This is a genomic window from Stenotrophomonas sp. PAMC25021, assembly GCF_004795795.1.
GTDB lineage: Bacteria > Pseudomonadota > Gammaproteobacteria > Xanthomonadales > Xanthomonadaceae > Stenotrophomonas > Stenotrophomonas muris.
On the sequence record NZ_CP039255.1, the window covers coordinates 784,107 to 806,754 of the forward strand.

A 22,648-nucleotide genomic window follows, 5' to 3' on the forward strand; every position below is an offset into this window, starting at 1 on the left:
TGATGGCAGTACCGGGCGCGCTGCAGGGGGGGCTGCTGCTCCGCACCCTGTTCTGCCTCGCGTTGGGCATCCCCGCCCTGCCGTCTGCCGCTGCGGCCGAGCAAGCGGGCACCCTGGAGGTCGATGTTGGTTCAGGCCCGCTGGCGCCGGCCCTGCAGCAGTGGGCGCGACAGAGCGGCATTGCCCTGCTGTTCGATGCGCGTGAGCTGGATGGCCTGCGCACGGCCGGCACCCATGGCCACCGCGATGCGGCTGCGGCCCTGAAGGAACTGGTCGCGGGCATGCCGGTGAACATCCTGCGTACGCCTGCTGGCGGATTCGTCGTCCGCCGCACCCGCCCCGCGCCGCCATCGCCACCGTCGGTCGCGGCACGCGCCACGCCCGCAGCAGGTTCGCCACACAAGTCCGCCGACGCGCCGCCGCAGGTGGAACTGGCGCCGATCCATGTCACCGGCAGCCGGCTGCCGCGCACCTCCGTGCAGACCACGCTGCCGGTCACCATCATCGACCGCGATGACATCCTGCGCAGCGGCTACGGCAGCCTGTTCGACCTGCTGCGGCACTTGCCGGGCATGAACGGCCACCCGGCGATGAGCACCTCGCGCAGTGGCGATTCGCAGTACCTGCCGGTGGGTGCGGCCACCACCACCAGCCTGGACGGCATGGGCCCGCGTGCGACCCTGTTCCTGGTCAATGGCCGTCGCCTGCCACGCTATCCCATGGTGTCGCTGGAACAGGGTGGGCTCACCGATCTTGGGGGAATTCCGCTCAGCTTCGTCGAACGCATCGAGCTGGTACGTGGCGGCGCCTCGGCCATCTATGGCGCCGACGCGATGTCTGGCGTGGTCAACATCATCCTGCGCGACCAGGCTGACGGCCCGGAAGCCATGCTGCAGACCGGCCTGAGCGGGCGCGGCGACGCTGGCCAGTATCGCGTGCAGGCGGCCACCGGCGGCGTGCGCGACGGAGGGGACCGCTGGTTCGCCGGCATCGACCTGCACCGCATCGACCACGTGGCCGGTGATCGCCGCCAATGGCATGCGGAAACCTCGCAGTACCTGATCGGCGCGTTCCGCGATGGACGCTACTGGCCGGCAGAACGCTGCGAAGGCCCATTGACGCGGCGCGATGGTGCCTGCTGGTTCGACAGCGCCCGACCACGCTCGCTGCAACCGGCCTCGGATACCGCTTCGACCTACCTGCGCTACCGACATGAGCGCGGCGAAGGTCGCTATGCCTACGCCGAGGCGCGGGCCAGCCACAACCGGCAACGCTTCGACCTTGGTCCAACCGCCGTTGCCATCGGCCTGTACGGGTTCACCTTCAACAGCGTGCTGCGCGAAGCCGGCAACGTGCGTCCGCATGTACGTGCCACCGACGCCGACGTCACCTTCGGCATTGGCCGCGACCAGGGCCGGCGCAGCTGGGATGCCGGCATCAGCGCACAGCGCAGCGATGTCAGCCTGTCCACGTCGGGCACCGTGCGCGCCGAGCCCCTGCTGCGGGTCGCCGAGACACTGGATTTCCTGCCCGGCTTCACCTCGTTGCCGGCGGGCGCGGCCGAGCAGTTGTTCCCGTCGATCCGCAATCGCGGGCGCACCGAGCAGTGGCAGGGCTGGTGGGGCATGCAGCGGGAGCTGATGCCATTGGCCGGCGGTGCTGCACAGCTGGCCACCGGCATCGACCTGCGCCAGGAGCGCTGGACCTCGCATCCCGACGCCCTGCTGAGCCAGGGTGACCTGGCGCTGGGCCTGCCGCAGGAGCAGCGCCACCTGGCGCGCCGCAGTGGCGGCGCCTACGCCGAACTCGGCCTGCCCCTGGCGCACACGCTGCGCATGGACCTGGCCGCACGCTGGGACCGCGATGGCGACTACCAGGCCTTTTCACCCCGTGTTGGCCTGCGCTGGAGCCCCACGCCCCGGTGGTCCTTCCTGCTTGCCAGCGGGCGCGGCTACCGTGCGCCCAGCCTGTTCGAGCAGCGGCGCCCCCCGGGCTATTTCGGTGCGATCGAGCTGCCGGCCTCCAGCGCCCTGCCCGACTGCGCGCAGAGCAGCGGCAACGGGCGCTGCAGCGTCACCGTGGACGTGGTGGAGAACGATGCGTTGAAGGCCGAGCGGTCGCGCAGCCATTCCCTGGCCGCGACCTGGACGCCGACCGATACGTTCTCGCTGTCACTCACCCACAACATCGTCGAACTGCGCAACGAGATCCTGGCCCTGCAACCGGCCGACGCGGTGTGGAACCCCGGCACCTGGGAGCTGGACGAGGACGGCCACCTGAGCAACCTGCGCCTGTCCTTCGACAACATCGGCCGCACCACCTCGCGCAACTTTGTACTGCGCGGGGAGTACCACATCGATACCGGCAGCACCGGCCAGTGGCTGTTCTCGCTCGATGCGCTGAAGCAGCAGGAACTGCGCCGCGAACGTGGCCATGATGCAACGGTGGACCTGCGCGGCCATGTCACGCCGACGATGGCCGCCGTGCTGAACGTGCAGTGGCAGAACAGCAACTGGGACATCGCCCTGCGCGGCAACCAGGTGGGGCGCACGCGCGCCTGGCTGCCCGGTGCGGAATGCCCGGAGGAACAGCGCGAGCAGAACCACTGCATGAACCCCCGGCAGCTGCGCTGGAACCTGCATCTCGCACGACGCCTGGGGCCGCGCGTGGTCGCCGCGCTGGACGTGCACAACGTGCTCGACACGCAACCGGTGAACTATCTGGTTGGCAACGGTGGCCAGATGCCGGGGCTCGACGATCCGCTCGGCCGCTACTTCCTGCTGACCCTGCAGATCCGCTGAGCGTAGTACCCTACGCGCCCTGTTCCATCGGTTCCCCACCACCCCATGAAGGCCTATCTCTGGTTCTGGGGCGCGTTCCTGCTGTTCTTCGCGTTGCCCTTCCCCTGCATCCTCTATGTCGGCACGTCGTGGCCGGTGCAACTGGCCGACCGCAGCGCGCCATGGCTGGCCCTGCTGCTGCTCGCGCTGTCGGTGATCCTGTGGCTGGCCCTGCTGCTCGCCTTCCTGCACTACCTGCTGCTGGGCCCGCCGCGCGCGCTGCATCGGGTGCGCACCATCCTGGCCGGCGGTGAGCCGCGCGACGCGTTGATCGAACAGGCCGAGCCGACCGGCGTGCACGTGCGCGGCTTCGCGCAGTGGAAGCTGCAACTGGGCTTCCAGAACCTGTCCGGCACGCCCATCAACGAACAGATGCTGGTGGTGGACAGCAAGCCGCAGCTGCAGCGTTTCGTGGCCGGCAAGCGTATCGAGGTACGCCTGAGCCGGATGCCGGGCGCGTTCCCCAACGTGGTGCTGGAGGGTGCCCAGCCTGAATTGGATGTCGCCAGCCTCTGGCGTCGTGGTGTCGGCGCAGCGATCGGCATCGTGGCGGTGGCCAGTGCCTATGTGGCCGCCTATCGGCTGCAGAGTGAGGGACTGGGCTGGACCTTCCTGTCGCTCGGTCATCCGCTGCTGGTGTGCCCGCTGGTGTTGTGCGGCTACGCGCTGGGCCTGCGCCTGCTCGGCCGGCTGCTGCAGGCCGACGCCCGCGGTGACGCGCTGAAGTATCGCGGCATCGGCGTGGATGCGAAGGTGCTGAAGCTGCGCCAGACCGGCACCTATCTCAACGAGCAGCCGCAGGTGGAGTTCCAGCTGGAATACATCGACCGCGAAGGTGGCGTGCAGCAGGTGAGCGTGCGCCGCTTCATCCCGTTGATCGAGCTGGCCAATCTTCCGCGCGAGCGGGTCACGCTGTTGTACGACCCGGAAGATCGCCGCAACGTTCGCCTGGAGGGTGTATGAAGCAGCCGCCCTCGACCCGGCTGGTGTTCTCCGTGGTGTTGCTGGTGCTGGCCGGCGTCGCCGTGGCTGGCGGAGCCCTGCAGACGCTGGGCGAAACACTGGGCCATTCGGTGCAGGCCAACAGCGCAAGCGCGCCGATCGCCATGCCGCCAGCGCGCGAGAGGCCCGCTTCGCTCGCGCCGATGACCGAGCCGCGGTTGCCGCCGGTGCCCGAACGCAACAACCGGTTGTTCGATGCGGACTACCTGCTGGCCGCCCGCCAGGCACTGGAACAGATGCCTGCGCTGGCCGGGCACCGGCTGACGGTATTCCACAGCATCCACTTCTACGACGATGGCCGGATCAATCTGGACCTGGTGGATCCGCAGCAGCCGTCACGCGTGGACAGCTACCACTTCGAACGCGGCCAGTGGCGCAAGGGCGACCCGGTCAATCCGCAGCGCTTCGCGCCCACCATCACCCTGCGCCGCAGCAGCACGGCGCTGGCCAACATCGATTTCGAGGCGGTGCCGCGCGTGGCCCAGGCACTGCAGGCACAGCGCAACGCATTGATGGGCACTCCCGGTGAAGTCGGCCACGTCTATGTGATCGTGCGCAAGGGTGGCACTCTGGTCTGGCTGCCGGACGAAGTCGTCGGTGATCGCCAGTCCGCACGCCTCTCTTTCGACGCACAAGGCCGTTCCGGCAACGCGACCCTCCGATAGTCAACGCGAAAAGGGGACGGAGGGGATTAAGTCGTTTGTGCCTTGGTGCCGTCTGCGACTTAATCCCCTCCGTCCCCTTTTTGCTGTTTCACGGAGCGGGCGATGGCGTACTGCGCGCCGTAGTAGGTGGACAGCACCAGCAGGCTGGCCAGTGGCAGGCCGCCGGCGAAGCGGTCCCAGGCCAGCAGCGAGTCGCTGGCGACGAACAGCAGCGCACCGGCGGCCGCCCAGCGGGAGCTGCTGGCATCCATTGCATCGGTGTGCGGTCGCCGCCACTGGCGTGCGAGCGCCAGGACCGCCATCGAGGCTAGCACCACCACGTATGCCAGCACCGGAATGCGCATCGGTGCGGGCAGGTGCGGCCACAGGCCAAGTACATTGAGTACAGCGAACGCACCGAGCAGGACGCTGGCGGCGAGCAGGCCACGCCCGGCACGCAGGCCATCGCGGAAGGCGACGATGTAGCAGAGGTGCGCCAGCAGGAACGCGACCAGCCCCGGCACGAACGCATCCATCGGCAACATCAGCGCGATATCCCCCACGCACGACAGCAGCATGCCAGCCAGCACCGCGCGTCGGTAGAACGGCTGCGCTGGATCATGCACGCGCCAGGCGATGGCAGCGATCAGCAGCGTGGTGGTCGGCTTGGCCAGCCAATGCAGCCAGCGCCCGTCGCCGTGCAGGAACGCACCGAGGATGGCGAGGATCGCCATCAACAGGATCACGCCATCGCGGGCGCGCGGTTTCATCGTGCCTTCCACAGGTCCGCAAGGCGGTCAGGCTTGCCGGCGATACGCTCCAGCACCGGGTACTGCAGGCCACCGTGGTAGGCGATGTTCATCGTTTCGATGCGGTCGAACTGCTTCACCAGCAGCACGATCGGCGCCTTGTCCTTCGCCGCCGCAGCTACCGCATCCTTCAAGCGCTGGCTGCTGTACTCGCGCCCGCCAACGGCAATCACCTTCATGCCCGGCGCCAGGCCGGCATTGAACGCCGGGCTGTCCCAGATCACGTCGCCGACCACACCGCTGTCGAGCACGGTCGCACCCAGCGAGTACGCCAGCAGCGCCGCCTTGGCGCGTTTTTCCTGTGCCTTGTAGGCATCGTTCGGCGTATCGCGGTAGACCAGCTTCCAGCCCGCCAGTTCCAGGCCGCCGGTCAACGAGCCGTGGCCGTCCAGGCGCCCGCGCAGGAACGTCGCCCAGTCATACGGCGCGATGCCGTTCAAGGTCGCGACCACGTCGTTGAAGGTGTACGGGTTGACGTCCCAGTCGCCGTTGCCGACGCCGAAGAACGCACGTGCGAAGTCATCCAGGCTACGCCGGTTGCCGCTCAGTTCGCGCAGCTTGCCCTCCACTTCCAGCCACAGCATCTGGCCGCCGGAGTAGTAGTCCTCGCTCATCTGATAGTTGCGGTAAGGCAGAGTGCGGCGCTGCGCGATGGTCGGGTCATTGGTGGTGTCCTGCAGCGGCCGCCAGGCCAGGCCCGGGCGACCACGGTCATAGGTCGCGGCCACGTTGGCCAGCATGTCGCGCGCCTGCGCGGTCGACCACAGCCCTGAACGCGCCGCCAGCACCTGGCCCCAGAACTGGGTCTGGCCTTCGTAGACCCACAGCAGGCTGTCGCCCATCGGCGTGTTGAAGTTGGCGGTGGCGAGATCCGCGCCGCGACGGTACTTGCCGTTCCAGGAATGGGTGTACTCGTGCGGCAGCAGATCGCGCATCCACGCGTTGTTGTCCCACTCGGTGAAGTAGCCCGGGTCGGCGCTGTTCTCACTGGAACGGTGATGCTCCAGGCCGATGCCGCCGAGGCGGTCGGTCAATGCCAGCAGGAACTCATAGTGGTTGTAGTGCCGCGCGCCGTAGAGCTTGTCGGCCTGCTGCACCAGCGCGCGGTGCATCGTGATCTGCGCCTCGCTCGGCTTCAGCGATTTGGCGTCGTCGGCAAACACGTTGAGGTGCACCGGCACCTTCGCGCCCGGATCGAGATCGATGCGCTGGTAGTGCTCGCCGGCAAACAAGGGCGAATCGACCAGATGGTCATAGGAGATCGGCTTGAACACCACGGTGTCACCGTCGCGGCGCGCGGTCTCCAATGCAGTGGCGAACGACCAGCCCCTGGGCAGGGTCACGCTGGCCTGCGCTTGCAGCTGGCGCGCGTCGATGCCGGCCGGATACAGCGAGTTGGCGTTCCACTGCAGGTTGAGCATTTCCGGGGTCATCACCACCCGGCCCTGGCTGCCGCCCTGCGAGGACAGGAAATCGAAGTGGGCGACGATCTCGCTCACGCCCTCCGGCACGTCCACCTTGAACGCATAGACGTTGTACTGGTCACGCTGCCAGGCCAGCGGCTTGCCGTTGGCGGTCACGCGCAGGCCGGCCAGCTTGTCGATCGGGCCGGTGGGCGAATGGTTGCCGGGAATCCACTGCGGGTACAGCAGGGTCATCGGGCCGGGCGTGGCCGGCACGGTGGCGGTCACCTTGAAGATGCGCCGGGCCAGATCGCGCGCGTCCACATCGATGCGCAGCAGTCCTGGGGCTGCCGCGTTGGCCGGTGGCGAGGTCTGCGCAAGTGCAGGCGTGGCCGCCAGCGCGAACAGCAACGACATCGCCAGGGCTCGGGTCTTCATCAGGCAGTTTCCAACAACGGGGAATCCTCCGATGCTAGGCCTGTGCGATGGCCGGCCCCATGGCCAAAGGTCATGGGCGGTGCGCCCACCCGGCCATGCCAAAGGCGTGCGAACCAAGGTTCGCACCCACCAGATCAGTTTCGGTTCGCACCCACACCGGGTAGTGGCGGGCCGTACCCTGCAGACGTCCTTCCGCGCTCAGTCGACCAGGCGCAGGCGCAGTTCCTTCGGCAGCGCGAACACCATCGATTCCGGTTCGCCGTCCAGCTCGCCCACGCCGGTGGCGCCCAGCTCGGCCAGGCGCGCCAGCACGCCATCGACCAGCACCTGCGGCGCCGAGGCGCCGGCGGTCACGCCGATGTGCTGCTTGCCTGCCACCCATGCCGGGTCGATCTCGTGCGCACCATCGATCAGATACGACTCCACGCCTTCACGGCGGGCCAGCTCGCTCAGACGGTTGGAGTTGGAGCTGTTCGGCGAACCGACCACCAGCACCAGGTCGCAGCGCTTGGCCAGGTCGCGCACAGCATCCTGGCGGTTCTGCGTGGCGTAGCAGATGTCGTCGTTCTTCGGGCCCTGCATCGCAGGGAACCGCTCGCGCAGCGCATCGATGATGCCGCGCGTGTCATCCACCGACAGCGTGGTCTGGGTGGTGTAGGCGAAGTTTTCCGGCTGGTTGATCTGCAGCGTCGCGACCTGCTCGACATCCTCGACCAGGTAGATCTGCCCGGTCCCGGCTTCGCGGTTCCACTGGCCCATGGTGCCCTCCACTTCCGGGTGACCGGCGTGGCCGATCAGCACCACGTCACGGCCGGCACGGCAGTGGCGCGCGACCTCGAAGTGGACCTTGGTCACCAGCGGGCAGGTGGCGTCGAACACCTTCAGACCACGGCGCTCGGCTTCCTGGCGCACGGCCTGGGACACGCCATGCGCGCTGAAGATCACGGTGTTGTTGTCCGGAACCTCGTCGAGCTCTTCGACGAAGATCGCGCCGCGCTGCTTCAGGTCGTCGACCACGAAGCGGTTGTGCACCACTTCATGGCGGACATAGATGGGCGCGCCCAGCGTTTCGATCGCGCGCTTGACGATCTCGATCGCACGATCGACACCGGCACAGAAACCACGCGGGTTGGCGAGCAGCACATCCATCAGTTCAGTCTCCCGGCGGCAGCCGGCTTACGGTTTCGGGTTGGCATTATCCGCCTTTTTGGCGGACTTGCCGTCGAACAGGCCAAACAGCGCGATGCCGATGGCACCCACCACGATGGCCGAGTCGGCGATGTTGAACGAGGGCCAGGTGTAGCTGCCCACGTACCACTGGATGAAGTCGACCACGTGGCCGTGCACCTGGCGGTCGATCACGTTGCCGATGGCGCCGCCGATGATCAGCGCATACGGCACCGCGGCCTTCCAGTTGCCGCGGGCGGTGCCGCGCAGCCACCAGGCCATCAGCCCGCTGATGGCGATCGCCAGCGCGGTGAAGAAGTACTTCTGCCAGCCACCGGCGTCGCTCAGGAAACTGAATGCCGCGCCGGTGTTGTAGGTGCGGTACCAGTTCCAGAAGCCGTCGATGACCACCACCGGCTGGAACTCCGGCAGGCTGGACAGCACCCAGGCCTTGGACCACTGGTCCAGGCCGATGATGGCCACCGACAGCAGCAGCCAGACCAGGGCGTTCGGATGCGGACGGGGCGCGGCCATCAGAACCAGCTCCGCACTTCGCCGGCGCCGGTCACGTTGCTCACGCAACGGCCGCACAGCTCGGGATGGTCGGCGTTGCTGCCGACGTCGGCGCGGTGGTGCCAGCAGCGCACGCACTTGGCCTTGGTGGTCGGCTGGGCGCTGACGAACACCTCGTCGGTGGTCGCCGGGCGCACCTGCACGTCGCCACTGATGAACAGGAAACGCAGTTCATCGGCCAGCGGCTGCCAGCGCGCGGCCTGTTCTTCGCTGGCGGCGATGGTGATCTCCGCTTCCAGCGCCGCACCGATCGCACCGTTGGCGCGCATCGGCTCGAGCACCTTGGCCACCTGCTCGCGCACGGCCAGCAGCTGGTCGAAGTCGGCGGCATTGAGCTGGGCATCGGCCGGCAACGGCGCCAGGCCGTCATACCAGGTGGTGAACAGCACGTGGCCGGCGCGTTCACCCGGCAGGTAGCCCCACAGCTCGTCGGCGGTGAAGGTCAGGATCGGCGCCACCCAGCGGGTGAACGCTTCGGCGATGTGGTACATCGCGCTCTGGGCCGAACGGCGACCGTGCGAATCGGTCGGCATGGTGTACAGCCGGTCCTTGGTCACGTCCAGGTACAGCGAGCCCAGGTCCACGCTGCAGAAGTTCAGCAGCAGCTGCACGATCTCGGCCATGTTGTAGCCGTCGTAGGCCGCCTTGATCTTCTCCTGCAGCTCCCACGCGCGATGCACGATCCAGCGGTCCAGCGCGACCATCTGCTCGAGCGGCTGCAGGTGCAGCGCCGGGTCGAAACCGTCCAGGTTGCCGAGCAGGAAGCGCGCGGTGTTGCGCAGGCGGCGGTAGGCGTCGGCGTTGCGCTTGAGGATCTCCTGCGACAGCGACATCTCGTTGCTGTAGTCGGCCGAGGCGATCCACAGGCGCAGGATGTCCGCGCCCAGCTTGTTCATGATGTCCTGCGGCTCGATACCGTTGCCCAGCGACTTGGACATCTTGCGGCCGTGCTCGTCCACGGTGAAGCCGTGGGTCAGGCACTGCTTGTACGGGGCGCGCTTGTCGATCGCCACGCCGGTCAGCAGCGAGGACTGGAACCAGCCGCGGTGCTGGTCGGACCCTTCCAGGTACAGGTCGGCCGGCTTGCCGAAGCCACGCGCGGCGAGAACGCCTTCATGGGTCACGCCCGAATCGAACCAGACGTCGAGGATGTCGGTGACTTTCTCGTAGTCGGCCGCGTCGGCACCGAGCAGTTCGGCGGCGTCCAGCGAATACCACACGTCGATGCCCTCGGCTTCGACGCGGTCGGCGACCTGCTGCATCAGCTCCACCGAACGCGGATGGATCTCGCCGGTCTGGCGGTGGGTGAACAGTGCGATCGGCACGCCCCAGGTGCGCTGGCGCGAGATGGTCCAGTCCGGGCGACCGTCGACCATGCTCTGGATGCGCGCCTTGCCCCAGGTCGGGAACCAGCCGACGGTGTCGATGGCGGCCAGCGCATCGTTGCGCAGGTTGGCCTTGTCCATCGAGATGAACCACTGCGGGGTGGCGCGGAACACCACCGGCGTCTTGTGGCGCCAGCAGTGCGGGTAGCTGTGGCGGATCGGATGGAACGCCAGCAGCGAACCGTTGTCGCGCAGCACGCCGACGATGGCCTCCTGCGCCTTCCACAGGTGCTGGCCCGCCAGCACCACGTCACCGGCCGGCGGGGTCGATTCCAAGTACACGCCGCGGCCGTCGATCGGAGTGACCTGGCCAGCGTTGTACTTGTCCAGCAGGCCGTACTTCTGGCTGACCACGAAGTCTTCCTGGCCGTGGCCGGGGGCGGTGTGCACCGCACCGGTACCGTCCTCGTCGGAGACATGGTCGCCATTGAGCACCAGGATCTCGCGCTCCGGGTAGAACGGATGCGCCAGCAGCTGGTTTTCCAGCGCAGCGCCGGTGGTTTCACCGTGCAGCACCACTTCGTCCACGCCATAGCGCTGCAGCGCGCGCTCGGCCAGGGCCGCGGCCAGCACCAGCCAGCGGCGCTTGCCGTTGTGGGCCGGGCCTTCGGCCAGCACGTAGCGGATCTCCGCGCCCAGCGACACCGCCAGCGAGGCCGGCAGCGTCCACGGGGTGGTGGTCCAGATCGGTACGGCCACTTCGACGTCGGCCGGCACGCTCACGCCGAACGCCTGGCCGATGGCCTGCGCATCACGTGCGGCGTAGGCCACGTCGATCGCCGGCGATTCCTTTTCCTGGTACTCGATCTCGGCCTCGGCCAGCGCCGAGCCACAGTCGAAGCACCAGTACACCGGCTTGGCGCCGCGGACCAAGTGGCCGTTGGCCACGACCTTGGCCAGCGCGCGGATCTCGTTGGCTTCGAAATCGAAGCTCAGGGTCTTGTACGGGTTGTCCCAGTCACCGGTCACGCCCAGGCGCTTGAAGTCCACGCGCTGGATGTTGATCTGCTCTTCGGCGAACTCGCGGCACTTCTGGCGGAATTCGACGGCGTCAAGCTTGGTGCCGACCTTGCCCCACTTCTTCTCGACCGCTATCTCGATCGGCAGGCCATGGCAGTCCCAGCCCGGCACGTAGGGCGCATCGAAGCCGGCCAGGTAGCGCGACTTGACGATGATGTCCTTCAGGATCTTGTTGACCGCGTGGCCCAGGTGGATGCGGCCGTTGGCGTATGGCGGGCCGTCATGCAGCACGAACAGCGGGCGGCCGGCGGCGTTGTCGCGCAGCTGCTGGTAGAGCCCCTGCTCTTCCCACCGCGCCAGAATGCCCGGCTCGCGCTTGGGCAGGTCGCCGCGCATCGGGAATTCGGTGGCTGGCAGGTTCAGGGTGGTCTTGTAGTCCTGGCTCACGCAGTGGCTCGCAATCTATGTTCGGAAAGGATGGCGCGCGCCTGTTCGGCGTCGCGGTGCATCTGGTCGGTCAGCGCCGCCAGATCATTGAATTTCTCTTCGTCGCGCAGCTTGGCGACGAACTCCACGTCGATGTGGCGGCCGTACAGGTCGCCCTGGAAATCGAACAGGTGGGCTTCCAGCAGCGGCTCCACGCCCTCCACCGTCGGCCGCGTACCGAAGCTGGACACCGAAGGCCAGGGCTGGTCGAACACGCCGTGCACCCAGGTCGCGTAGATGCCCGACAGTGCCGGGGTCTTCGGGAAGCGCAGGTTGGCGGTGGGGAAGCCCAGCGTACGGCCGAGCTGGCGCCCGCGCACCACCCGCCCGCTGATCGCGTAGGGGCGGCCGAGCAGGTCGTTGGCGCGGGCGAAATCGCCCTCCTGCAGCAGCTGGCGGATGCGGGTGCTGGAGATGCGCTCGCCATGCAGGTCCACCGCTTCGATCTCGCCCGCGGTGAAGCCGAGTTCGGCGCCCATCTCCTGCAGCAGTGCCAGATCACCGCGGCGGCGGTTGCCGAAGCAGAACTCGGGCCCGATCCACACTTCGCGGGCGCCCAGCCGGTGCACCAGCAACCGGCGCACGAAGGTCTCGGCCGGCATCGCCGCCATCGCCGCGTCGAAACGCAGCAGGCCGATCGCATCGACGCCGAGCTCGCGCAGGATCTCGACCTTGCTGCGCGCCAGGGTCAGCCGCGGCGGCGGCGTGCCCTGGGCGAAGAATTCACGCGGCAGCGGCTCGAATGCCACGGCCACTGCGGCCACGCCCAAGGCGCGCGCGCGGGCAACCGCGTGGCGGACCAGCGCACGATGGCCCAGGTGGAGGCCGTCGAATGCACCGATACAGACCACGCTTCCGTTGGGGAACAGCTCCCCGCCCTCGACGCTTCTGAACAGCCTGCTCATCAACTCTCGTTCCGGCCCGACCGGGGCCGCCGCTTCAATGGTGTAACCCTGAAGTATAGCCGCCACGGACCGCGATCAATGCCCGCGCAGGTCGCGCGGGCGGAAGCCCATCGCCAGCATGGCCACCGCGTAGGTCGCGCCGCCGCCGCCGACCAGCAGCATCAGGCCACCGATACGGTGCCATTTGTCCATGCCGGTGAAGTCGGGGACCCAGTGCAGCAGGGCCAGCAGCACGCCGACCATGGCCACGCAGGCCACCCCCAGCCGCACCAGATAGCCGCCCCAGCCCGGCCGCCGCTGGTAGACGTCGGTCTTGCCCAGCCAGTACCAGAGCAGGCCCAGGTTCAGGTAACTGGACAGCGCACTGGCAATGCCCAGCGCCAGGTGCAGGCCCGGCTGCTTGCCGATCGCCGTCATCACGCCCTGCGCCTTCAGCGCGTCGGGCACCATCACCTGGTACAGCACGGCCAGCAGGGCGAAGTTGAACACCATGTTGGCCACCAGCGCGGCAATACCGGCGCGCACCGGGGTTTTGGTGTCCTGGCGGGCGTAGAAGGCCGGCAACACCACCTTGAGCAGGGCGAACGCCGGCAGGCCGAAGCTCAGGCCATACACCGACAGCGCGGTCATGCGGGTATCGAACGCGGTGAACTGGCGGTACTGGAACAGCGTGGCGATCAGCGGCTCGGCCAGCAGCACCAGGCCCAGCATCGCCGGCACCGAGATCAGCAGGGTCATGCGCAGGCCCCAGTCCAGCGAGCGCGAGAAGCCCTCGCGGTCGGTGCTGACATGGTGGCGGGCCAGCGCCGGCAGGATCACCGTGCCCAGCGCCACGCCGAACACACCCAGCGGCAGCTCCAGGAAGCGATCGGCCAGCGACAGCCAGGACTGCGAGCCGTCGGTCAGCTTGGCCGCGATGAGGGTATCCAGCAGCAGGTTGATCTGCGCCACCGACGAACCGAACAGGGTCGGCACCATCAGCGTCAGCACCTTGCGCACGCCCGGATGGTTCCAGCCCCAGCGCGGCAGGGTCAGCAGGTTGATGCCCTTCAGCGAGGGCAGCTGGAACAGCAGCTGCAGGAGGCCTGCCGCCAGCACCGCCCAGCCCAGCGCCAGGATCTGCTTCTCCGGGGTGCCGCCCAGTCGCGGCGCCAACCACAGCGCACCGGCGATCATGCACAGGTTGAGGATGACCGGGGTCAGCGCCGGCATCGCGAAGCGCTGGAAGCTGTTCAGCGCACCGCCGGCCAGCGCGGTCAGCGACACGAACAGCAGGAACGGGAAGGTCAGGCGGAACAGGTCGACCAGCAGGGTCTGCTTGACCGGGTCGGTGTCAGCACCACTTGAGAATGCCACCGCCAGCTGCGGCGCGAAGATCAGCGCCAGGGCGGTGACCAGCATCAGCACCCCGCCCAGGGTGCCGGCGGTCCGGGACATCAGCTCACGCAGTTCGGCGTGGCTGCGGGTCTCCTTCACCTCGGTGAACACCGGCACGAAGGCGGTGGAGAAGGACCCCTCCGCGAACAACCGGCGCAGGAAATTGGGTATCCTGAAGGCAACCCAGAACGCATCGGTAACCGCATTGGTGCCGAACGTGGTAGTGATCACCTGATCCCGGACAAGTCCGAGAACCCGCGAGACCATGGTCATGCTGCTGAACGACAGCAGGCCCCGCAACATCTTCGGTGAACTCACTCAGCGTCCCTCTTGACAATCGACTTGACGTGCATTTCTCGGGCCATCATACTAGCTAGCTTGCTGTTCCCATAACACCGATTTTTTCAGGAAACCACCACCGTGGCCAATATCAAGTCCGCCAAGAAGCGCGCCAAGCAGACCGTCGTGCGCAACGCGCGCAACGTGGCTCAGCGCTCGATGCTGCGCACCGCTGTCAAGAAAGTGATCAAGGCGCTGGACGCCAACGATGCCGCCGGCGCCGAAGCCGCCTTCGCCGTTGCCCAGCCGATCCTGGATCGCTTCAGCGCGCGTGGCCTGATCCACAAGAACAAGGCTGCTCGCCACAAGAGCCGCCTGAACGACCGCATCAAGGCCCTCAAGGCCGCCTGATCCGGCGTTGCCGCCCTGCCCTTCGGGGTTGGGCAGCAGACAAAAGCCCGGCCCCGGCCGGGTTTTTTGTTGCCTGCGGTTTACCGGGATTGCCGGCCAGCGGCCGGCACTACCAAATGAAAAACCCGGCCGAAGCCGGGTTTTCCGCATGGAACCACAACGGCATCACTGCGCGTTGCGGGCTTCCAGCTCGTCTTCCTTCTGGCGATCGAAGAAGGCCATGATCCGGCTCATGATCGGGAAGGTACCTTCGCGGCCCAGCGCGGAAACCAGGAACCACGGCTCCTTCCAGCCCAGCTCGGCGACGATCTGCTCGGCCGCGGCCTGCGCCTCGTCTTCGAACATCAGGTCAGCCTTGTTCAGCACCAGCCAGCGCGGCTTGTTCAGCAGCTCCGGATCGTGCTTCTCCAGCTCGCGTTCGATCGCACGCACCTGCTCCACCGGCGAAATGCCCTCCACGCCGCCTTCCATCGGCGAGATGTCCACCAGGTGCAGCAGCAGGCGGGTGCGCTGCAGGTGGCGCAGGAACTGCGCACCCAGGCCGGCGCCGTCCGCAGCGCCTTCGATCAGGCCCGGAATGTCGGCGATCACGAAGCTGCGGTGGTTCTCCACCTTCACCACGCCCAGGTTCGGGTACAGCGTGGTGAACGGGTAATCGGCCACCTTCGGCGTTGCCGCCGAAACGGCACGGATCAGGGTGCTCTTGCCGGCGTTGGGGAAGCCCAGCAGGCCGACATCGGCCAGCAGCTTCAGCTCCAGCTTCAGCGTGCGCTCTTCGCCCGGCTCGCCTGGCAGCGCCTGGCGCGGCGAGCGGTTGGTCGAGCTCTTGAAGTGCATGTTGCCCAGGCCACCGCGACCGCCCTTGGCCACCAGCAGGCGGTCGCCGTGCTGGGTCAGGTCGCCGATGACTTCATCGGTGGCAACGTTGATGACCACGGTGCCGACCGGCACGGTGATGGTCAGGTCTTCGCCGCCCTTGCCATAGGCCTGGCGGCCCATGCCGTTCTCGCCGCGCTGCGCCTTGAAGATACGCTCATGGCGGAAGTCGACCAGGGTGTTCAGGTTTTCGTCGGCGCGGATGTACACGCTGCCGCCCGCACCGCCGTCGCCGCCGTCCGGGCCGCCGAGCGGAATGAACTTCTCGCGACGGAAGCCAATGCAGCCGTTGCCGCCGTTGCCGGCGAACACTTCGATTTCTGCTTCGTCTACCAGTTTCATTGTTTCGATGCCTGCGATGGGCGCGACCTGTTGGCCGCCACCTTGAATGTCATGCCGGCCGCGGGCCGGCAACCCGGCCCAGCCGGTCTTGCTTCAACTCTAACGAAAAGCCCCGCCGAAGCGGGGCTCTCCATGCAGCGTGCTCTTCATCCAGCACGGCCATGCCGCGGCACGGGTGCCGGCGATGCCTGGATCAGGCGTCGGCCGAGACGATGCTGACGGTGCGACGCTTCTTGGCGCCCTTGACCGAGAACTCCACCTTGCCGTCCACGAGGGCGAACAGGGTGTGGTCACGGCCCAGGCCAACGCCGGTGCCCGGGTGGAACTGGGTGCCGCGCTGACGCACGATGATGTTGCCGGCTTCGATGGCCTGGCCGCCGAAGATCTTGACGCCCAGGTACTTCGGGTTGGAGTCGCGACCGTTGCGCGAGGAGCCTACGCCCTTTTTATGTGCCATGACTGCTTCTCCTGATGCTTAGCCGGCGATGCCGGTGATCTCGATTTCGGTGTAGTACTGACGGTGACCCTGACGCTTCATGTGGTGCTTGCGGCGACGGAACTTGATGATCCGGACCTTGTCGGCACGACCCTGGGACAGGACCTTGGCGGTGACGGCAGCGCCCTTAAGCGCATCGCCCAGCTTCACGCCGTCGCTGTCACCCAGCATCAGGATGTTGTCAAACTTGATCTCGCTGCCGACTTCGACTTCGAGCTTTTCAATGCGGAGCTTTTCGCCCTGCGCCACGCGGTATTGCTTACCGCCGGTGACCAGTACTGCGTACATGACCAGGCCTTCCTCTGTAGTTATTGTGGTCTGAGCTGCCGCCATCGAGGGCGGACAGGAGCGGAATTGTACGCAGATCAGCGGGCGCGGGTCAAGTCAACCCCCGAATGCCGCGGGAGGACGGCTCCGGAACGGGGTCAGATCCCTTTTCACCCCGTGAAAAGGGATCTGACCCCTGCCTGACGGCCTGTCTCACCAGATGAGACATCGGGCTGGCATTGTCGCCCATTGCCCCCATCTGGTCACCTCGGTAGGCTGACCGATTGCCGTTCCCTGCTGGCCCGGCACCCAGCCAACGCCCCCACAACCGGATCCCCCATGGCGATGGATTTCATCCGCATCCGCGGCGCGCGGACGCACAACCTGAAGAACCTCGACCTCGACCTGCCCCGCGACAAGCTGATCGTGATCACCGGCCTGTCCGGCTCGGGCAAGTCCTCGCTGGCGTTCGACACCATCTATGCAGAAGGCCAGCGCCGCTATGTCGAGTCGCTGTCGGCCTATGCGCGCCAGTTCCTGAGCGTGATGGAAAAGCCGGACCTGGACCACATCGAGGGCCTGTCCCCGGCGATCTCGATCGAGCAGAAGTCGACCTCGCACAACCCGCGTTCGACGGTCGGCACGATCACCGAGATCTACGACTACCTGCGCCTGCTGTACGCCCGCGTCGGCACCCCGCGCTGCCCGGACCACGGCTATCCGCTGGAGGCGCAGACGGTCAGCCAGATGGTCGACCAGGTGCTGACCCTGGACCCGGAACAGCGCTACATGCTGCTGGCCCCGGTCATCCGCGACCGCAAGGGCGAGCATGCCCAGGTGTTCGACCAGCTGCGCGCGCAGGGTTTCGTGCGCGTGCGCGTGGACGGCGAGCTGCATGAAATCGATGCGGTGCCGCCGCTGGCGCTGCGCCAGAAGCACACCATCGAGGCGGTGATCGACCGCTTCCGCCCGCGCGAGGACATCAAGCAGCGCCTGGCCGAGAGCTTCGAGACCGCGCTGAAGCTGGGCGACGGCATGGCCTCGGTGCAGAGCTTGGACAGTGCCGACGCTTCGCCGACGCTGTTCTCCTCCAAGTACTCCTGCCCGGTCTGCGATTACTCGCTGCCGGAGCTGGAACCGCGCCTGTTCTCGTTCAACGCACCGATGGGCGCCTGCCCCGGCTGCGACGGCCTGGGCATGGCCGAATTCTTCGATCCTTCGCGCGTGGTGGTGCATCCCGAGCTGTCGCTGGCCGCCGGCGCGGTGCGCGGCTGGGACCGCCGCAACGCCTATTACTTCCAGCTGATCGCCTCGCTGGCCAAGCACTACCGGTTCGACGTCGACGCGGCATGGAACTCGCTGCCGCAGAACGTGCAGCAGGCCGTGCTGTACGGCAGCGGCGATGAGGCGATCACCTTCACCTACTTCACCGAAGCCGGTGGCCGCACCCAGCGCAAGCACCGCTTCGAGGGCATCATTCCCAACCTCGAGCGCCGCTACAAGGAAACCGAATCGCCGGCGGTGCGCGAAGAGCTGTCCAAGTACATCAGCGAACAGCCGTGCCCGGAATGCCATGGCGCGCGCCTGAACAAGGCGGCACGCAACGTGTTCGTGGCCGACCGCCCGCTGCCGGAGCTGGTGGTGCTGCCGATCGACGAGGCGCTGAAGTTCTTCAGCGAACTGAGCCTGCCGGGCTGGCGTGGCGAGATCGCCGCGAAGATCGTCAAGGAAATCGGTGAGCGCCTCGGCTTCCTGGTCGATGTGGGCCTGGATTACCTGACCCTGGAACGCAAGGCCGACACCCTGTCCGGTGGCGAGGCACAGCGCATCCGCCTGGCCAGCCAGATCGGCGCCGGCCTGGTCGGCGTGATGTACGTGCTCGACGAGCCGTCGATCGGCCTGCACCAGCGCGACAACGAGCGCCTGCTCGGCACCCTCACCCGCCTGCGCGACCTCGGCAACACGGTGATCGTGGTCGAGCATGACGAGGATGCGATCCGCCTGGCCGACTACGTGCTGGACATCGGCCCGGGCGCGGGCGTGCATGGCGGCGAGATCGTCGGCCAGGGCACCCTGCAGGACATCCTGGAGGCACCGCGCTCGCTGACCGGCCAGTACCTGTCGGGCAAGCGCGCGATCGAGATCCCCGCGCGCCGGCACAAGCCGAACCCGAAGATGACCCTGCACCTGCGCGGGGCCAGCGGCAACAACCTCAAGGGTGTGGACCTGGCGATTCCGTCGGGCCTGCTGACCTGCGTGACCGGTGTGTCCGGCTCCGGCAAGTCCACCCTGATCAACGACACCCTGTTCTCGCTGGCCGCCAACGAGATCAACGGTTCCTCGCACCCGATCGCCCCGTACAAGGAGATCGATGGCCTGGACCTGTTCGACAAGGTGGTGGACATCGACCAGTCACCGATCGGCCGCACCCCGCGTTCGAACCCGGCCACCTACACCGGCCTGTTCACCCCCCTGCGCGAACTGTTCGCACAGGTGCCCGAAGCGCGTGCGCGTGGCTATTCGCCGGGCCGTTTCAGCTTCAACGTGCGCGGTGGCCGCTGCGAGGCCTGCCAGGGCGACGGCCTGATCAAGGTGGAGATGCACTTCCTGCCGGACGTGTACGTGCCCTGCGACGTCTGCCATGGCAAGCGCTACAACCGCGAGACGCTCGAGATCCTGTACAAGGGCTTCAACATCAACGACGTGCTGGAAATGACCGTCGAGGATGCACTGAAGCTGTTCGAACCGGTGCCGTCGATCGCACGCAAGCTGGAAACCCTGGTCGACGTCGGCTTGAGCTACATCAAACTGGGCCAGAGCGCGACCACGCTGTCCGGTGGTGAAGCACAGCGCGTGAAGCTGTCCAAGGAACTGTCGCGCCGCGATACCGGCCGCACCCTGTACATCCTCGACGAACCGACCACCGGCCTGCACTTCCACGACATCGAAGCGCTGCTGGGCGTGCTGCACAAGCTGCGCGACGAAGGCAACACGGTGGTGGTGATCGAGCACAACCTGGACGTGATCAAGACCGCCGACTGGATCGTCGACCTGGGTCCGGAAGGCGGCCACCGCGGTGGCACCATCCTGGTCACCGGCACGCCGGAAGACGTGGCGGCCTGTCCGCAGTCGTATACCGGCCAGTTCCTGGCGCGCATGCTGCCGTCCACCAGCGCGCGCCCGGAACAGCCGGCCGCCGTGGCCAACAAGCCCGACGCCCGCCCGCCACGCAAGGTGAAGCCTGAGAAGCCGGCCAAGGTTGCCAAGAAGGCCGCGGCCGCCAAGAGCACCGGCAAGGCCAGCAAGAGCACATCGAAGAAGAAGGACGCCTGATGAGCAGCGAACACAAGATCCTGGCCCGCATCCCGATCAGCGTGCGCTGGCGTGACATGGACAGCATGGGCCACGTCAACAACGCCAAGTACATTTCCTACCTGGAAGAAGCGCGCGTGCGCTGGATGCTGGGCGTGGACGGCGTATCGATGACCGACCGCATCGCACCGGTGGTGGCCGCGACCAACGTCAATTACCGGCTGCCGATCGTGTGGCCCAACGACATACTGGTCGAGCTGTTCGTCGAGCGCCTGGGCAACAGCAGCGTGACCATCGGCCACCGCATCGTCGACCAGCAGGACGCGTCGAAGCTGTATTCCGACGGCAACGTGGTGGTGGTGTGGATGGATACGCAGACCGGCAAGAGCGCGCCGCTGCCGGAGGCGATCCGCAGCGCCTCCACTTGACGCGCCCTGGCAGGTGCCGACCTTGGTCGGCACGCTTTGGCTGCAATGAGGTTGCCGGCCAGCGGCCGGCACTACCGATCCCATTCAATGGACTGACATGATCCACCAGACTGAACTGCGCGACCTGCTGCCCGGCATGGTCCCCTTCCCCACCGACGTCTTTCCCGCTGACCAGGCCTGGCTCGGCCAGCACCTGCTGCCGCTGCTGAAGATTGACCTGGGCGTGCTGCGGCCGGAACTGGCCGGCCAGGTGGCGACGATGCTGTGCCCGATCGAGCCGTACGACGGTTGCATCGGCGAGACCACCGAAGAACACCACAACGATTTCACCGGCACCAACTGGATCGCCTTCGAACTGACCGCCGGCAACGAGATGCGCTTCCTCGGCAATGAGGGCTATTTCATCGGCGAGGCGGTGCAGGACAAGGATGCGCAGGAGCACATCGCGCAGATGCGCGACAGCTACGCCAAGGCCCGCGATTACCATGCCGCGCACGGCCGTCTCGCCTGCTACTCGCGCTACGGCAAGGGTGAGGCCAGCGAACGCGACTACCTGGATACGCTGGGCGGACCGATAGGCTTCGGCAACTGGACCGAGACCGCGGAGATTCCCGCGGCCTTCGAACTGGGCTTCACCGACGCTGCCGATGACCCAAACGCTGCGGACGATGCCGAAACGGTGATCATCACCCGCAACGGCAACAAGTTCTTCGCCGTGGCCGGCGTAGCCGGCTACAACTGGTGCGCCACAGGCGCCGATGCGATCGTGATGCTGTACGAGCCGGAGAGCCGCACCGTGCTGTTCTCGTACGACTGGTCGTAAGGCCCTGTGGTAGTGCCGGCCGCTGGCCGGCATTGCCCGTGCTGCCGGCCAGCGGCCGGCACGACCATCCCGCTACGGCGCAGCCTTGCGTACGGCCAGCGTCGCACTTGCTTCGCCGCCGCCTTCCAGCTGCAGCCGTAGCGGCACCGCCTGCCCCTCCTTCAGCGCGCCCTTGCCCTGCATCAGCATCAGGTGCAGGCCACCGGGCTTGAGCTCGGCACGTGCACCCGGCGCCAGCGGCAGGCGCTCGATCGCGCGCATCCGGCTGACCCCATCCGTGATCGTGGTTTCGTGCAGCGACACATCATTGAAACTGCTGCTGGTCGCGCCGGTGATCACCACCGCCTTGCCGCAGCCGTTGTGGATGACGCCGTAGCCAGCGGTCATCGGCATTGCCGGATTCGGTGGCAACCGCGCCCAGCCCTGATCCACCGTGACGCAGCCCGATTCCGCCGCCGAGGCCGATGCTGCGGCCGCACACAGAAGCCACAGTACGCCAACGAATGGTTTGGTTATCATCGCCCAGGTTCCTTCTTCGCAACGAGACCGCAGCATGACGACGCTCATCGAGGTGATCAACCATGGCCCCATCCGCGAACTGCGCCTGGCGCGGCCGCCGGTCAACGCACTGGACACCGACCTGTGCCGGCAGTTGATCCATGCCATCGAGCTGGCCATGGCCGAAGACGCGCACGGCATCGTGCTGTCGGGCAGCGAGCGCATCTTCACCGGCGGCATGGACGTGCCGCACCTGCTCTCGCATGGCGATGACAAGCACAAGCTGCTGGACACCTGGAACGCCTTCTTTGGCGCCGTACGCACGCTGGCCGAGAGCCGCATCCCGGTGGTCGCGGCGATCACCGGCCACGCCCCGGCGGGCGGCTGCGTGCTGGCCCTGTGCTGCGACTACCGGGTAATGGCCCGCAGCGCCGATCCGTCGCGGCCATATGCCATCGGCCTGAACGAGGTGCAGGTGGGCCTGATCGCGCCGGAGGGCATCCAGCGCCTGCTGCGCCGTGCGGTGGGCGTGCACCGCGCCGGCGTGCTGCTGACCACCGGTTCGCTGGTACCGGCCGAACAGGCGGTGCAGATCGGCCTGGTGGATGAGCTGGCAGAGGGGGACCTGGTGGTGGCACGCGCGATTGCCTGGCTGCAGGACCTGCTCAGGCAGCCGCGCCAGCCGATGCTGCTGACCCGCGCCATCGCCCGCGCCGACCTGCACGTGGCGCTGCAGCCGGACCTGATCCAGCTCGACCGTTTCGTCGAGGCCTGGTTCGCCCCGGACGCACAGAACGCCCTGCAGGCGCTGGTCGCACGGCTGGGCAAATAGCGGTTGCCCCGCCCTGGGTCAGATCCCTTTCGCCGGGCGAAAGGGATCTGACCCCTGACCGGTATAATCAGGCCCTCTTTCACTGCTGTGGCCGC

At 67.2% G+C, this 22,648-nt stretch carries 19 protein-coding genes; 8 read left to right on the forward strand and 11 right to left on the reverse strand.

Features of this window, described 5'->3' with window-relative positions:
* Positions 1-2 precede the first annotated feature (2 nt).
* The 3 genes from E5790_RS03785 to E5790_RS03795 are packed head-to-tail and all read left to right on the forward strand — an operon-like array spanning position 3 to position 4,507.
* Positions 3-2,801 (forward strand): TonB-dependent receptor, encoded by a 2,799-nt coding sequence (locus tag E5790_RS03785; protein ID WP_049441222.1) that lies wholly within the window; start codon positions 3-5, stop codon positions 2,799-2,801.
* A gap of 45 nt (positions 2,802-2,846) precedes the next feature.
* Positions 2,847-3,803, forward strand: coding sequence for a hypothetical protein (locus E5790_RS03790; protein WP_111206922.1), 957 nt, complete (start codon positions 2,847-2,849; stop codon positions 3,801-3,803).
* Positions 3,800-4,507, forward strand: coding sequence for a hypothetical protein (locus E5790_RS03795; RefSeq protein WP_111206923.1), 708 nt, complete (start codon positions 3,800-3,802; stop codon positions 4,505-4,507). Before E5790_RS03790 ends, E5790_RS03795 begins: the two co-directional genes overlap by 4 nt.
* A gap of 59 nt (positions 4,508-4,566) precedes the next feature.
* On the opposite strand, the gene E5790_RS03800 is transcribed toward E5790_RS03795, so the two are convergent.
* The 7 genes from E5790_RS03800 to murJ form a co-directional block, all read right to left on the reverse strand.
* Positions 4,567-5,256, reverse strand: coding sequence for a lysoplasmalogenase (locus E5790_RS03800; protein WP_049441215.1), 690 nt, complete (start codon positions 5,254-5,256; stop codon positions 4,567-4,569).
* Positions 5,253-7,136, reverse strand: coding sequence for a M61 family metallopeptidase (locus E5790_RS03805; protein ID WP_111206924.1), 1,884 nt, complete (start codon positions 7,134-7,136; stop codon positions 5,253-5,255). The genes E5790_RS03800 and E5790_RS03805 overlap by 4 nt, the downstream gene beginning before the upstream one ends.
* Before the next feature lie 198 nt (positions 7,137-7,334).
* Entirely contained in the window at positions 7,335-8,285 is a 951-nt protein-coding gene (ispH, locus tag E5790_RS03810) for a 4-hydroxy-3-methylbut-2-enyl diphosphate reductase (protein ID WP_005408565.1), read from the reverse strand.
* Positions 8,286-8,312: 27 nt separating this feature from the next.
* The gene (gene lspA / locus E5790_RS03815) at positions 8,313-8,837 is read right to left on the reverse strand and encodes a signal peptidase II (RefSeq protein WP_014646377.1); all 525 of its coding nucleotides are present in this window, start codon (positions 8,835-8,837) and stop codon (positions 8,313-8,315) included.
* Positions 8,837-11,668, reverse strand: a complete 2,832-nt coding sequence (gene ileS / locus E5790_RS03820; RefSeq protein ID WP_111206925.1) for an isoleucine--tRNA ligase — start codon at positions 11,666-11,668, stop codon at positions 8,837-8,839. Before ileS ends, lspA begins: the two co-directional genes overlap by 1 nt.
* A complete protein-coding gene (locus E5790_RS03825; RefSeq protein ID WP_014646375.1) occupies positions 11,665-12,612 on the reverse strand; it encodes a bifunctional riboflavin kinase/FAD synthetase in 948 nt (315 codons plus the stop codon). The genes ileS and E5790_RS03825 overlap by 4 nt, the downstream gene beginning before the upstream one ends.
* Positions 12,613-12,687: 75 nt before the next feature.
* Positions 12,688-14,292 carry a murein biosynthesis integral membrane protein MurJ gene (murJ, locus tag E5790_RS03830; RefSeq protein ID WP_049441209.1) on the reverse strand — a complete coding sequence of 535 codons (1,605 nt, stop codon included), beginning with the start codon at positions 14,290-14,292 and terminating at the stop codon, positions 12,688-12,690.
* 117 nt (positions 14,293-14,409) lie between these two features.
* On the opposite strand from murJ, the gene rpsT reads away from it, so the two are divergent.
* Entirely contained in the window at positions 14,410-14,679 is a 270-nt protein-coding gene (rpsT, locus tag E5790_RS03835) for a 30S ribosomal protein S20 (protein WP_005408560.1), read from the forward strand.
* A gap of 165 nt (positions 14,680-14,844) precedes the next feature.
* Here rpsT and cgtA read toward each other — a convergent pair whose 3' ends face one another.
* From cgtA to rplU, 3 genes are all read right to left on the reverse strand, one after another.
* Positions 14,845-15,897 (reverse strand): Obg family GTPase CgtA, encoded by a 1,053-nt coding sequence (cgtA, locus tag E5790_RS03840; RefSeq protein WP_014646373.1) that lies wholly within the window; start codon positions 15,895-15,897, stop codon positions 14,845-14,847.
* A 193-nt stretch (positions 15,898-16,090) separates the two neighbouring features.
* Positions 16,091-16,354 (reverse strand): 50S ribosomal protein L27, encoded by a 264-nt coding sequence (gene rpmA, locus E5790_RS03845; RefSeq protein ID WP_005408558.1) that lies wholly within the window; start codon positions 16,352-16,354, stop codon positions 16,091-16,093.
* A gap of 18 nt (positions 16,355-16,372) precedes the next feature.
* Positions 16,373-16,681, reverse strand: a complete 309-nt coding sequence (rplU, locus tag E5790_RS03850; RefSeq protein WP_005408557.1) for a 50S ribosomal protein L21 — start codon at positions 16,679-16,681, stop codon at positions 16,373-16,375.
* Positions 16,682-16,999: 318 nt separating this feature from the next.
* Here rplU and uvrA point away from each other — a divergent pair, with 318 nt between their 5' ends.
* The 3 genes from uvrA (at position 17,000) to E5790_RS03865 (ending at position 21,223) form a co-directional block, all read left to right on the forward strand.
* Positions 17,000-19,993, forward strand: a complete 2,994-nt coding sequence (gene uvrA / locus E5790_RS03855; protein ID WP_049441204.1) for an excinuclease ABC subunit UvrA — start codon at positions 17,000-17,002, stop codon at positions 19,991-19,993.
* Complete coding sequence (locus E5790_RS03860) at positions 19,993-20,400, forward strand: thioesterase family protein (RefSeq protein ID WP_032956469.1); 408 nt, start codon at positions 19,993-19,995, stop codon at positions 20,398-20,400. Before uvrA ends, E5790_RS03860 begins: the two co-directional genes overlap by 1 nt.
* Before the next feature lie 97 nt (positions 20,401-20,497).
* Positions 20,498-21,223 (forward strand): hypothetical protein, encoded by a 726-nt coding sequence (locus E5790_RS03865; RefSeq protein ID WP_014646370.1) that lies wholly within the window; start codon positions 20,498-20,500, stop codon positions 21,221-21,223.
* A gap of 72 nt (positions 21,224-21,295) precedes the next feature.
* Here the strand turns inward: E5790_RS03865 and E5790_RS03870 are convergent, their stop codons facing one another.
* Positions 21,296-21,742, reverse strand: coding sequence for a copper chaperone PCu(A)C (locus E5790_RS03870; protein WP_041863160.1), 447 nt, complete (start codon positions 21,740-21,742; stop codon positions 21,296-21,298).
* 34 nt (positions 21,743-21,776) lie between these two features.
* Between E5790_RS03870 and E5790_RS03875 the strand changes: the two genes are divergently transcribed.
* A complete protein-coding gene (locus E5790_RS03875) occupies positions 21,777-22,553 on the forward strand; it encodes an enoyl-CoA hydratase/isomerase family protein (RefSeq protein WP_014646368.1) in 777 nt (258 codons plus the stop codon).
* Positions 22,554-22,648 lie beyond the last annotated feature (95 nt).